The 13,033-nt window shown below is 52.3% G+C and carries 13 protein-coding genes; 8 read left to right on the forward strand and 5 right to left on the reverse strand.

The features are described 5' to 3' along the window. Nucleotides 1-170 precede the first annotated feature (170 nt). Both FYJ53_RS19370 and FYJ53_RS19375 read left to right on the forward strand, forming a co-directional pair. Entirely contained in the window at nt 171-749 is a 579-nt protein-coding gene (locus tag FYJ53_RS19370) for a glycerol-3-phosphate responsive antiterminator (protein ID WP_013380845.1), read from the forward strand. Between the two features lie 43 nt (nt 750-792). Then, nucleotides 793-1,440, forward strand: coding sequence for an SGNH/GDSL hydrolase family protein (locus FYJ53_RS19375; protein ID WP_013380844.1), 648 nt, complete (start codon nt 793-795; stop codon nt 1,438-1,440). A 48-nt stretch (nt 1,441-1,488) separates the two neighbouring features. Here FYJ53_RS19375 and FYJ53_RS19380 read toward each other — a convergent pair whose 3' ends face one another. The 5 genes from FYJ53_RS19380 to FYJ53_RS19400 form a co-directional block, all read right to left on the reverse strand. Continuing rightward, on the reverse strand, nt 1,489-1,695 hold the full coding sequence (locus FYJ53_RS19380) for a hypothetical protein (RefSeq protein WP_041689882.1): 207 nt from the start codon (nt 1,693-1,695) through the stop codon (nt 1,489-1,491). A gap of 353 nt (nt 1,696-2,048) precedes the next feature. Beyond that, the gene (locus FYJ53_RS19385; protein WP_013380841.1) at nt 2,049-3,569 is read right to left on the reverse strand and encodes a 4Fe-4S dicluster domain-containing protein; all 1,521 of its coding nucleotides are present in this window, start codon (nt 3,567-3,569) and stop codon (nt 2,049-2,051) included. A 23-nt stretch (nt 3,570-3,592) separates the two neighbouring features. After that, on the reverse strand, nt 3,593-3,853 hold the full coding sequence (locus FYJ53_RS19390) for an NAD(P)H-dependent oxidoreductase subunit E (RefSeq protein WP_013380840.1): 261 nt from the start codon (nt 3,851-3,853) through the stop codon (nt 3,593-3,595). Nucleotides 3,854-3,958: 105 nt separating this feature from the next. After that, a complete protein-coding gene (locus tag FYJ53_RS19395) occupies nt 3,959-5,317 on the reverse strand; it encodes a PFL family protein (protein ID WP_013380839.1) in 1,359 nt (452 codons plus the stop codon). 13 nt (nt 5,318-5,330) lie between these two features. Beyond that, nucleotides 5,331-5,600: an ACT domain-containing protein gene (locus FYJ53_RS19400; protein WP_013380838.1), complete on the reverse strand. Its 270-nt coding sequence runs from the start codon at nt 5,598-5,600 to the stop codon at nt 5,331-5,333. 318 nt (nt 5,601-5,918) lie between these two features. Between FYJ53_RS19400 and mraZ the strand changes: the two genes are divergently transcribed. The 6 genes from mraZ to mraY all read left to right on the forward strand — a co-directional run bounded on the left by mraZ (nt 5,919) and on the right by mraY (nt 13,024). After that, a complete protein-coding gene (mraZ, locus tag FYJ53_RS19405; protein ID WP_013380837.1) occupies nt 5,919-6,341 on the forward strand; it encodes a division/cell wall cluster transcriptional repressor MraZ in 423 nt (140 codons plus the stop codon). A gap of 17 nt (nt 6,342-6,358) precedes the next feature. After that, entirely contained in the window at nt 6,359-7,294 is a 936-nt protein-coding gene (rsmH, locus tag FYJ53_RS19410) for a 16S rRNA (cytosine(1402)-N(4))-methyltransferase RsmH (RefSeq protein WP_013380836.1), read from the forward strand. Nucleotides 7,295-7,313: 19 nt separating this feature from the next. Beyond that, nucleotides 7,314-7,826 carry a hypothetical protein gene (locus FYJ53_RS19415; RefSeq protein WP_073383277.1) on the forward strand — a complete coding sequence of 171 codons (513 nt, stop codon included), beginning with the start codon at nt 7,314-7,316 and terminating at the stop codon, nt 7,824-7,826. 57 nt (nt 7,827-7,883) lie between these two features. Then, the gene (locus FYJ53_RS19420) at nt 7,884-10,235 is read left to right on the forward strand and encodes a penicillin-binding transpeptidase domain-containing protein (protein WP_227930314.1); all 2,352 of its coding nucleotides are present in this window, start codon (nt 7,884-7,886) and stop codon (nt 10,233-10,235) included. A gap of 439 nt (nt 10,236-10,674) precedes the next feature. Then, on the forward strand, nt 10,675-12,036 hold the full coding sequence (gene murF, locus FYJ53_RS19425) for a UDP-N-acetylmuramoyl-tripeptide--D-alanyl-D-alanine ligase (RefSeq protein WP_013380833.1): 1,362 nt from the start codon (nt 10,675-10,677) through the stop codon (nt 12,034-12,036). Between the two features lie 22 nt (nt 12,037-12,058). Next, nucleotides 12,059-13,024, forward strand: coding sequence for a phospho-N-acetylmuramoyl-pentapeptide-transferase (mraY, locus tag FYJ53_RS19430; RefSeq protein WP_013380832.1), 966 nt, complete (start codon nt 12,059-12,061; stop codon nt 13,022-13,024). The last annotated feature ends 9 nt before the right edge of the window (nt 13,025-13,033 follow it).

Consider the following 13,033-nt stretch of genomic DNA (forward strand, 5'->3'; position numbering starts at 1 on the left):
AGCTTGACAATTGAAAAGGATTAGCATATAATGTAAACAATTAATCATCAGTTTAAGGACTTGAGTCTAAGAGTTGTCCGTATTATACCTTGTTACACCGTGTAACGTCTGTTTGTTGTGCGATGAGGTATGATACGGATTTTTTATACCTAAAATTAGGAGGGATTGTTTTGGAAACGTCTAAACTGGAGCGGCTGCTCGCCGGCTCACGGATCATCCCGTCAGTCAATTCGGCCGAGGGCCTGAAATGTGTGCTCACAAAGACCAGCCTGCCCTGCGTCATGCTCAAGCTGGGGGATGTCAATACCCTGCCCAAAATTGTCAGGCTGATTCACCAGTATGGCCGCAAGGCAGTGGTGCACCAGGATTCCATCAAGGGGCTGGCCCGGGACCGCACCAGCATTGATTTTCTGTCAAAGCTGGGGGTGGATGCTGTCATCACCATGAAGCCCCAGTGTGTGCGGTGGATAAAGGAGGAAGAAATGCTCTCGATTCTGGGGCTGTTCCTCATTGATACCAACGCCATGGCCACAGGCGTCCAGAGCATTAATGAGAGCCGGCCCGACGCGGGGCTGGTCATGCCCATGACCATACCGGGCAGCATTTATGACGCCATCCTCCGCCAGATCCGGGTGCCGCTTCTGGCAGGCGGGCTGGGCATGGAGGAGGAGCTGGTGACAGCAGCTCTTGATAACGGCGCCCTGGCGGCGGCTGTCACCAAGCCGGCGCTGTGGCAGACCATTGGTTAATGAGCCTTCTGGGCTTAAAATATATTTTAGTGGAGGTAATCGAATGAAAAAAACTGTTTTGATTTTTGGGGATTCAAACACCTGGGGCTGGAAGCCCTCAAACGACATGATCAAGCCGCTGGAACGCTGGGATGACGATGTGCGCTGGCCAGGCGTGCTGCAGGCCGGCCTGGGGGACGGGTACAAGGTTATCGCCGATGGGCTCAACGGCCGCACCACGGTCTGGAACGACCCCATCGAGGAATACCGCTGCGGCAAGGACCAGATCATTCCAACCATGGATGCCCAGGCGCCCTTTGACATGATCATCATCTTTGTGGGCACCAATGACCTTAAGGTGCGCTACACCGTATCCCCGCAGGATATCGCCAACGGCGTGGGTATTCTGGTGGATAAGGCCCTGCATCAGGTCGGAGACTATACCGGCGAGCCCAAGGTGCTGCTGGTAGGCCCGCCGCCGCTGGGGCCAATCGCAGACGGCGTGTTCAAGTACATGTTTGCAGGGAACGAAGAAAAATCCAAGGATGTTGCCCAGTTCTATAAGGGCGTGGCCGAAGCCTACGGGGTCGAGTTCTTTGACGCTGGAACCGTTGTCAAGAGCAGCGACGAGGATGGGCTCCACCTTCAGGCAGACCAGCACGAGCTGCTTGGTAAAGCCATGGTAAAGGAAGTTAAACGCATTATCGGATAGTGAAAATAAAAAGCGGACAGGCCAGAGGGCCTGCCCGCTTTTGTGCTTTTACCGGGTCATATCATCAATGGATGGGTGGCTCGTGTGCTCACGGCTGTTGTGCTCACTGATGTTTACCGCCGCTTCTGAATTCAGGTCAATTTCTTCTGAAATCACATCCTCCACGTCCAGCTCTTTGGGACGCTCGGTTTTATCCTTGCGGTGCAGCTTGTTTTTTATCTTATCAAATTCGCCTGCAATGGTGTGTTTGGTCATTTTGTTTTCCTCCTCATAATAAACAGCATAAATGCCTTTCTGCTTCATTTATACCCAGGGTGGGGAGGGAGTATCAAAAAAGATGACCGCCCGTTTTGGACGGTCATCTTTTTGGTTATACGTGATCACTTCACAGCTTGCGCCACCCGTAAGTGCGCAGCTTTCGGATAAAGCTGTCGATATGGGAAGCGGCAAAACAGCCCGCGATGCCGGCAAAAATTAGTATTAAGAGTAAAATGATATCTGCCATAGTTTCCACCTTCTTTAAGCACAGCATATCACGTTGCGCGTGAAGGTGGTGTTAAGGCTTGGCGGATCGTATAAATATTTTATAAAGACGCGCTCTGGGGCCTTTATTTTTTGTCGTCCATCAGATTGAGCTCAGACATATAGGCGCTCTTGGTCGCCAGTTTTTCATCGGCTTCCTTCTGGAACTTGGTAACCGCTGTGACGGCTTTCTTAATCGGCATGAGCGTGCCGGCGCCGCCAATACAGCCGCCCGGACAGGCCATGCCCTCTAGCAGGTAGCCGTCACGTTTGCCGGCCTGGGCCAGCTTCAGCATTTTCTGGCATTCCTTCAGGCCCTCGGCGCGGTCGATCTTGACATCCACGTCCGGGTAGAGGTCATGGACTGCGTTGCAGATGGCGTCTGCCACACCACCGGCCACAGAGTAGCCGCGGCCAGCCGCGGTTGCGTCGTCCAGCCTGCCGTCATCCTCAAGGTCGCCGAACTCAATGCCCTTGGCCACGAACATACCCATGAGCTCCTCAAAGGTAATGACAAAGTCCACGTCGCTGCGGACACTCTTTCTGGAGGCCTCCAGCTTTTTAGCTGCGCAGGGGCCGATAAAGACAATCCGGGATTTGGGGTGTTCTTTTTTGATAATGCGGGCAGTGGCGACCATTGGGGTCAGCTCACCGGAAATGCAGTGGGCAATCTCCGGAAATTTGGTCTTGGCCATGACAGACCAGGACGGGCAGCAGGAGGTGCCGATAAAGGGATCGTCCCCCTTAACGACTTTGTTGACATAGTGGTGGGCCTCCTCAACAGCGCCCAGGTCAGCGCCCAGGGCCACCTCGACCACATCGGCAAAGCCCAGCGCCTTAATGGCTTCTTTGATCTTTTCTGGCGTTGCCAGAGGGCCAAACTGGCCTACAAAGGCCGGGGCGATCTCAGCGATGACCTCATCGCCCTCCTTGATGGCGTGGATCAGCTGAAAAATCTGGGTTTTATCTGCGATGGCGCCAAAGGGGCAGTTGACCAGGCACATGCCGCAGGAAACACACTTGTCATAATTGATCTTGGCGCGTCCCAGCTCGTCGCTCTCAATGGCGTCGACGCCGCAGGCCGCCGCGCAGGGCCGGTCATATTTTACGATGGCCTCGTAAGGGCAGGCCTCGCGGCAGCGCCCGCACCGCACGCATTTTTCCTTGTCAATATGGGATTTGCCATCCTTCATGTAGACGGCGTTTACCGGACAGACTGATACGCAGGGGTGTGCCAGACAGCCCCGGCAGTTGTCCGTCACCATAAAGGCTTTAGGCTCACAGGCGTCACAGGCAAAAGGAATAACATTGACCAGAGGTGGATCATAGACCTTTTCTGCGATGGCGCTTTCCTCCACATCTCTGGAGATGGGGGAGGGCTGATCGACCGGGTATAAGGGCAGGCCAATGGCGAGACGCAGGCGCTCACCGATAATGGCTCTTTCCTTAAAGACACTGTCGCGGTAGTTTGCGACCTCGCCCGGTATAATTTCAAAAGGGATTTCTTCCACTCTACTGGCGTAATCGCCGCCCTCATAGGCCATCTTGGCGATGGCGGCAAAAACCTGACGGCGGATTTTGGTCACAGGTGTGTAGATTCCTCTCATTTACAAATTCACTTCCTTCTTGATTATTTTGTCATTTCAAGAATTTGTGCCATAACAGTTTCCGTATTTGCCTTTTCGATCACAACATTTCCGACAGAAACAATAGGGGATTTCATTCCATGCTTTGCCTCGCCGATACATTTAACCGTTTCGATATAAATACCGCGTGAGAGCTCAAGGACATCCTTAACATCGTTCAGGCTTTCGATGGATTCGATGATGTCCATAGCGCCTTTCATCACACATTCTGTACAGACACAAACTGCTACTTTTAAATCTTCCATGTTTTCTCCCCCTGTTTGCTGGCCGCTGGAAAATGACGAAGGGCGTTGCGCCCTGTGTTTCGTCATTTATCATGGGCCAGCCGTTAAATTTAAGTTCGATTTTTATTAATTTTTAAAGCTGTGGATCGGAGCGGGAATTTTGCCGCCGCGGTTCACAAAGACAGAACAGTCATTGGGATTGACTGCCATGATGGGCGCGGTACCCAGCAGCCCGCCAAAGGAGGCAGACTCGCCAAGGCCCTTGCCGTATACCGGGATCAGGCGGACAGCGGTGGTTTTGGCGTTGATCATGCCAATGGCCGCTTCGTCAGCAATGATGCCGGAGATGGTCGCGGCAGGGGTATCGCCAGGAATGGCGATCATGTCAAGCCCGACTGAGCAGACACAGGTCATGGCTTCCAGCTTGTCAAGGGACAGCGCGCCCATGGAGGCCGCCTCAATCATGCCCTCGTCCTCACTGACAGGAATAAAAGCGCCGCTCAGGCCGCCAACAGAGGTGGAGGCCATGATGCCGCCCTTTTTAACCGCGTCGTTGAGCATGGCCAGCGCCGCGGTGGTTCCGTGGGCGCCGCAGTGTTCCAGTCCCATCTCCTCAAGAATGCGGGCAACCGAGTCGCCGATTTCGGGCGTTGGGGCCAGAGAGAGGTCCAGGATGCCAAAGGGGACGCCCAGGCGCTCTGCCACCGTGGTGCCCACAAGCTGGCCGGCGCGGGTGATCTTGAAGGCGGTTTTTTTAATGATCTCAGCCATCTCGTCAAAGCTGGCGTTCTGGTGTTTTTCAAGGGCTTTCTTGACAACGCCTGGTCCGCTGACACCCACGTGCAGCACGGTGTCCGGCTGGCCGATGCCGTGGTAGGCGCCTGCCATGAAGGGGTTGTCCTCGACCGCGTTGCAGAAGACCACCAGCTTGGCGCAGCCAATGGAGTCCTCATCGCGTGTGAGGTAAGCGGTCTGTTTGACAATCTCGCCCATCATTTTAACCGCATCCATGTTGATCCCTGTTTTGGTCGAGCCAAGGTTGACAGAGGAGCAGACACGTTCGGTGCAGGCCAGCGCTTCGGGAATGGAGTTGATCAGGTTGAGATCGCCCCGTGTAAAGCCCTTGGGCACCAGCGCAGAGAACCCGCCGATAAAGTTGACGCCGATTTCGTGGGCAGCTTTATCTAAGGTTTCGGCGTAGGCCACATAGTCGGTGTCGCTGCTGGCCCCCGCGATCAGCGAAATGGGCGTCACAGAGACACGTTTATTGACGATTGGAATGCCAAACTCGGTTTCGATGCGTTCGCCCTGGGATACCAGGTGCTCAGCCATTCGGGTGATTTTGTCGTAAATTTTGCGGCGGGCTTTTTCGCCGTCGGCGTCGATGCAGTCCATCAGAGAGATCCCCATGGTAATGGTTCGGATATCCAGATTTTCCTTCTCGATCATGCGGACGGTTTCGAGCACATCTTTAAACATTGCCATTGTGCCTCACCTCTTAAATGGAATGCATGGCATTAAAAATGTCTTCATGCTGAATGCGGATCGACATGCCGATGGTCTTGCTGAGCGCTTCCAGCTCTTCCTTAAGCTGCGCGAAATCGCAGGTCATCTTGGTGACATCCACCAGCATGATCATGGTGAAAAAGTCTTGCATAACCGTTTGGCTGATGTCCTCAATGTTGGCGTTGCTCTCTGCCAGAATTTTGGACACATTGTAAATAATTCCTGTGCGGTCCTTACCAATGACCGTAACTACTGCTCTCATTTATACACGTACTCCTTATCATTTAATGACGTTGAAAAATATGGGTGCTGACAAATTTTTAAATTTGTCAGCAGCATCAATCCCTACTATATTAAACTAAAAAAGCGCGCAGAACAAGGGGTAATGTGGGTTGAAACGGACTTCAGCTTAAGGAATACCCAAAAATCATTAAAATAAAGAGCAAAAGTAAATATTTAATTTTTTAAGATTGATGGTAATAACTTGTCCCTGGGTGGTGCATTGTGGTATAATGTGGGGAGAATTGGTGTAATGACCCAATAAAGTGGGGGATTTGTGGAAGAAAGGGTGGCGTTTGGCATGTTCTTTGGTGAATACGAGCATAATATTGACGACAAGGGCCGTCTGATCATCCCGTCCAAATTCAGGGAAGCGCTTGGCAAGGACTTTGTCATCACCAAGGGGCTTGACTGCTGCCTTTTTGTCTTTTCGACAGAAGAGTGGGAGATCTTTGTGAACAAGCTCAGGACCCTGCCCATCTCCGACAAGGATGCCCGGGATTTTACGCGTTTCTTTTTCAGCGGCGCCTCCGAGTGCGCGCTGGACAAGCAGGGGCGTATCTCCATTCCCGCGCCTCTCAGAAAGCATGCCCGGCTGGAAAAGGAAACCAAGATCATCGGCGTTTCCAACCGGCTTGAAATCTGGAACACAGAAAATTGGGACAACTACAACAATATGGACGTCAGCGATATTGCCGATAAAATGGCAGAGCTGGGAATCTAGCAGAAAGGAGGGAACCTTTGGAATTTTCACACACAACCGTGCTTTTGCACGAAACCGTTGACGGGCTGATGATCAGGCCGGACGGTACCTATGTCGACGGTACCCTGGGCGGCGGCGGCCATTCAGAGCTGATCTGCAAACGCCTGAGCGCAGACGGAACCCTGATCGGTATCGACCAGGACGATTTTGCTCTGGACTACGCGGGCAGACGTCTCGCGCCTTACGCGTGCCGCAAACAGCTTGTCAAAAATAATTTTGTTCATCTGAAAGAGGTGCTCGGGGAAGCCGGTGTCTCGCAGATCGACGGCATCATTTATGACCTGGGGGTTTCCTCCTTTCAGTTTGATGATGAAACCCGGGGCTTTTCCTACCACCATGACGGCCCACTGGACATGCGTATGGACAGCGGGGCAGAGCTGTCGGCCTATGAGGTCGTCAACGCTTATCCGCCGGAGCGCCTGAAAAAGGTGCTGCAGGTCTATGGGGAGGAGCGCTTTGCCGGCCGTATTGTAAACGCCATTATAAAGGAAAGAGAAACGAAGCCCATTGAGACCACTCTGGAGCTCAGCGAGCTCATCAAGGCCGCCTACCCGGCCAAAGAGCGCTTCAAAGAAAAGCATCCGGCGCGCAAAAGCTTCCAGGCCATCCGCCTGGAGGTCAACCATGAGCTGGACATTTTAGAGGATGCCTTTTCAGCGGGGATCGAAGCACTGAAGCCCGGAGGGCGTATGTGCATCATTACCTTCCATTCCCTTGAGGATCGGATCGTCAAGCATTTTTTTAAGGACAAGCAGAACCCCTGCACCTGTCCGCCGGAGTTCCCCGCCTGCGTGTGCGGGAAAAAGCCGGAAGTCAGGATTATTACGCGCAAGCCGGTGCTTCCCGCGCCGGAAGAGATCGAGGCCAACAGAAGGTCCAGAAGCGCTAAATTAAGAATTGCAGAAAAGCTATAGAACAAGGAGCAAAATCAAAATGGAGAACATGCAGAACAGTTGGGTTATTTCTGATACCATGAATTTGGATGCTGCTTCAGCCAGTGAAAGCCTGGGACGGACCAGCACCCGCAAAAAGTCATATAAAAAAGCTAAAAATAATGTAAAAGCCGCAAAAGCAGGCAATCGAAAACGCCGCGGCCGCGCCAAATCCAAGGAGCTTACCGGCTTATCTTACCTTATGATTGCAGCCGTGCTTATTTTTGTGGTCTGCATCGGCCTTTTGTTCCAGCAGTCCATGATTTCAGAGCTGAACGAGGAAGTGCGCACCATGCAGGCAGAACTTGAGGACAAGCAGGCAGTCAACGACAGTAAAAACGGGCAGATCATGGCCAGCACCGACGATCTGAGCGGTATTGAGGCCACAGCCAGAGGCTATGGCATGACCACGCCCACTGCCAGCCAGTATGTCTATGAAACCACCATGGAAAATACACAGAGAGCGTCAGCGGACACCCAGAGCGACAGTTGGCTCCGTTCGATTTTTAAATAATCGAGGGTGACAATGAGAGCGCGTAAGAAAAAAAAGAAAAATTTAAAGCAGTCCCGTATGTATTATGCAATTGTTATTTTAGCAGTTGCATTTTTAATACTTGTAATAAAACTGATGTATCTCCAGATTATCGACTCCACCGACCAGTACTCGCGTCAGGTGGACCAGCTGGTGGAGGAGGTGCCGTTAAAAGCCTCGAGGGGGAATATCTACGACCGCAATATGCGCATCCTGGTACAGGACTCCTCAGCCGCCGCCATCCACGTCATCCCGCTGGAGGTCAAGGAGCCCGAAAAGCTGGCAAAGGGGCTCAGTGAGAAGCTGAACCTTGATTACCAGGAGGTTCTGGACAAGGTCAACAAGACTGAGGATGACAAGGTTGAGGTGAAAAACGGGGTTAAAAAGGGTGACGGCGAGAAGGTCGTCGCTGGAATCCCTGAGGGTGTCAGCTTTTTGGATGGCACCGTCTACGCGGTGCCCGATGAGATCAAGGATCCCGATTCAGCCGCCCAGGTATTGGTGAGCGTGCTGGGCATGGATTATGACGACGCCCATGAAGTGCTGACCCGAAAGGAAAACAGCGCAGTGCTCATTGAGGGCAAGGTCGATAACACCCTGGCCCGAGAGATTAAAGAGGACCAGGCCATTAAAAATGAAAAAGGCGAGACAAAAAGCTATAACGGCATTGAGCTCATTGAGGATAAACGCCGCTATTACACCAACGGCAATTTTGCCTCCTATGTTTTAGGGTTCACCGGGCAGGACCATACCGGCCTTACCGGTGTCGAATCCTCCTACAATGACCAGCTGAAGGGTGACGACGGCATCATCTATTTCCAGAAGGATGCCCAGGGCAACCAGATCCCTTCGCAGACAAAGATCATCAAGGAGCCGACCCAGGGGAAGGATCTGACACTGACCATCGACAGCAACATTCAGATGCTGGCCGAGAGAGGGCTTAAATCCGCTGTTGAGGAATGGAAAGCCAAAAGCGGCACGGCCATTGTCATGGATACCAAAACCGGTGAGATCATCGCCATGGCCACCCAGCCGGATTACAATCTCAACGACCCTTATGCCATCAGCGATTACTACAGCTCAAAGCACGCGGGCGACCTTAAGGACAAATCCAAGGCCGACCAGCTCAGTGAAATGTGGAAAAACCCGGCGGTCAGCTTCATCTACGAGCCTGGTTCTACCTTTAAAGCTGTAACAGCGTCCAGCGCTCTTGAGGAAGGCGTGGTGACACCGGACACCAAGGTGTACTGCAGCGGCTCCATCAATATTAACGGCGTAACCGTCAACTGCACCGGCTCCCACGGCACACAGACCGTTTCAGAAGCCATTGCAAACTCCTGTAACCCAGGGCTGGTCCAGATCATTCAGAAGCTGGACCCGGCGTTGTTCTATCAGTATGTTTATAACTATGGCTTTGGCAAGCAGACAGGCATTGAGCTTCCAGGGGAGGAAGCCGGGATCATCAACCGTCCCTTTGACGGAAACGGCGAGATCAACCTTCTGGATTACGCCACCTTCTCCTTTGGCCAGGGCCTTGCCACCACACCCATTCAGCTGCTCTCAGCGCTGAACTGTGTTGTCAACAACGGCTATTATATGAACCCGACCATCATTGGAAAGGGGAGCAGCCAGCAGGAATATGTCAACAACCAGCTGAACGGCCCCAAACAGATCATTTCCTCCGACACCTCGGCGGAGATGCGCAATATCATGAAAAATGTTGTCGCTGAAAACTCGACCCTTGCCAGCCTGGCAGAGGGCTACAGCATTGGCGGCAAGACCGGTACAGCCGAAAAATTTGTGGACGGCGCTTACAACAGCACCTACTACGTCACCTCCTTTTTCTGTTACGCGCCGGTCGAGGACCCTCGCTACTCCATTCTTCTGGTGCTCGACGAGCCTGACCCCAGCGCCTTTGGGGGAACCAGTGCCGCGCCGACTGCCATCAATCTGATGAAGCAGGTTCTGGACTACATGGGCGGCCAGACCGACAGCGACACCCAGATCCAGCAGAACGCCATTACTGTGCCGGACCTGGTCGGCCAGGAAAAGGATTTTGCTGTTAAGATTCTGGAGGAAAAGGGCATCAAGTATAAGCTGGATGTAAAAGGCGATGGCGATACCGTCATTTCCCAGAGCTTCCCGGCCCAGAGTGTCTATGACCCCAATACAGAGCTGGTCCTGGAGATTGGCTCCCAGAGCAGTGAAAATGGCAATAAAGTAACAGTTCCGGACCTTAATGGCATGTCCATTCAGTCCGTCAACGAGATTGTCACCGGTCTTGGCCTCAACCTCAAGGTTACCGGCTCCGGTTTTGCCGCCGAGCAGTCTGTGGCGGCGGGAACCGCCGTGGATAAGGGCAGTGAGATCAGCGTGACTTTTAAACCTTAAAGCATAAAGTAAAGGCAGCGACGACCGTACGAAACGTACGGTCAACGGTGTAGCGCGGGACAAGCAATAGATTTTTTTAGGATGCCGCAAATCCCAGCACTCTTATCTCACAGCTTCGACAGCTTTGCCAAAAATATACCAATTTGTTTCTCAATGAAACTGTAGGCGCAGTTCGGTAAAGTACCCTGATTGCGCCATATACCATAATATCCATTGGAGGTTCACAGCTGCTCACCGGCGACCGCCCGTTTCGTACGGTCGTGACGCTTAAGCTTAAAATCATCATTGAAGAAGCAGGATTTTCTTGCTTCTTTTTGTCAATTTGTAAATAAAATATAAAATTGTTGGAACCTTGCCTGTGGTTTTGCTATAATAAGAAAGTATGTAAAAATTTCAGTTTGTCTTTGACAAAACAACAGGAGAAAGAAGATACTTAAATATGGAAAAAATTTCACTTGAACAACTGGTGAAAATCACAGAAGGCCGGCTCATCCAGACAGGAACAACCGACTGGATCAGCGGCGCGGCCATCGATAGCCGTAAAATCGAAGAAAATGATCTTTTTATCCCCATTAAGGGTGAAAAGGCAGATGGACACTGTTTCATCAAAATCGCAGCTGAAAAAGGCTGTTCAACAAGCTTTACAGAGACAGAAGCTCTGGATTTTCCAGAGGGGATCAGCGTCGTTCTGGTCGAATCCTGCCTGGAAGCCATGAAGGCCCTGGCGAAGTACAACCGGGAGCGCTATGATATACCGGTCATCGCCGTTACCGGCAGCAGCGGAAAGACCACAACCAAGGACCTCATCGCTTCAGTGTTGTCCCAGAAATACAAGACCCTGAAAACCCAGGGGAATTTCAATAATGAATACGGCATCCCCCAGACACTCTTTAACTTACAGCCAGAGCACGAAATCGCCGTGATCGAGATGGGCATGGACCATCTCGATGATATCCGTAAATCCATCGGTGAGGTCAGACCCCATATCAGCGTCATTACCAATATCGGCACAGCCCATATCGAAATCCTGAAAACCCAGGACAACATCCTGGCCGCCAAAAAAGAGATCTTCGAGACCATGGGTCCCGGCGACATTGCGCTGCTCAACGGGGATGATGTGTATTTAAATAAGATCAAAGAGGATGAAGAACCCTTCTCGGTTGTCCGGGTGGGGATTAAAGGTGAGGATCTGTCACTTAAGGCAGAACAGGTCGATTCCTCCGCTCAGGGCATCCGCTTTGTAGCAGATGGCGAACACTTCCACTTCGCTTATCCTGGCATTCACAATGTTTACAACTGCCTGACCGCCATCTGGCTCGGCAGATATTATCAGATGACCCATGAAGAGATTCAGCGCGGGCTCGACGCCTTTAAACCAAGCGGCAACCGCATGGATATCGTCAGGGTAAGAGAGGCCACGGTCATTAACGATTCCTATAACGCCAACCCCGACGCCATGAAGGCAGCTCTCGATATGCTGTGGGATATGGGGAAAAGCTGCCGCAGGCTCGCGGTGCTCGGCGATATGCTGGAAATGGGCGAGATGGCTGAAAGCGGGCACCTCGAGATCGGTGCTTACGCGGCAGAGAAGGCCGATGTGCTCATTGCGGTGGGACCGGAATCAAAAGCCTACATCAAGGGGGCAGGCGCCAGCCTGGCAGATGAACGATGCTTCTGGACTGCCGACGCAGAGGGCGCTGGAAAGCTGCTGAGAAAGCTTATGGCGCCGGGAGACGTGATTCTCATCAAGGCCTCCAGGGGCGTGCATCTGGAAAAAACACTAAAAATGATTCAGGAGTAAAGGAAGAGGAAACAAGGAAAAGATGGATACTTTAAAAATTTCAATTGTCAGTTTATTAGTCGCATTTATCATTGTCTGGCTCGCCATGCCGAGAGTCCTGCCGATTCTGCACCGGCTGCACTTCGGACAGGCCATCCGCGAGGAAGGCCCGCAGAGCCATATGAAAAAATCCGGCACCCCCACCATGGGCGGCCTTGTCATCCAGGGCGCTGTCCTCATCGCTGTTGTGATCATCAGTTTATTTACTAAAAAATGGGACTTTTTCCCATTGATCGTGATGGTGGCCTTTGGTGCCATTGGCTTTATTGATGATTTTATCAAGGTTTCAAAGAAGCACAACCTGGGGCTGCGTGCCTGGCAGAAGCTGGTGCTCCAGTTTGTGGCGGCCCTGGCCGTTGCCCTTTACGCGGCATGGACACCCGCCATCGGCACAGAGCTAGTCATTCCGTTTATGGGTACCACCGTTGATTTCGGTATCTGGTATGTTCCTTTTACCTTTTTCGCTGTCGTGGCAGTGACCAACGCCGTCAACCTGACCGACGGCCTTGACGGCCTCGCTTCCGGCGTTACAGCCATTGTGTGTCTTTTCTTCCTGGCCATGTCTGTGGCCCTGAATCAGGTCAGCACCGCTGTTTTCAGCGGGGCAGTGATTGGCGCGTGCCTTGGCTTCCTGCGCTATAACTCAAACCCGGCCGAGATTTTTATGGGCGATACAGGCTCCATGGCTCTGGGCGGCGCGGTCATTGTGATGGCCATCATTACACGGATGCAGATATTTGTGCTGATCGCAGGTCTGCTTTATGTGATTGAGGCCCTGTCGGTGGTTATTCAGGTGGGCTATTTCAAGCTGACTCACGGCAAGCGCTTCTTTAAAATGGCGCCGATCCACCATCACTTTGAGCTGAAGGGCTGGAGTGAGACCCGGGTCGTCACCGTTTTCTGGATCGTTACGGCAGTCTTTGTGGCACTGGCATTTTTATGTTTATAATTTAGGAGG

Source organism: Eubacterium sp. BL-380-WT-2B (assembly GCF_009696115.1).
Classification (GTDB): Bacteria; Bacillota; Clostridia; order Eubacteriales; family Eubacteriaceae; genus Eubacterium; species Eubacterium callanderi.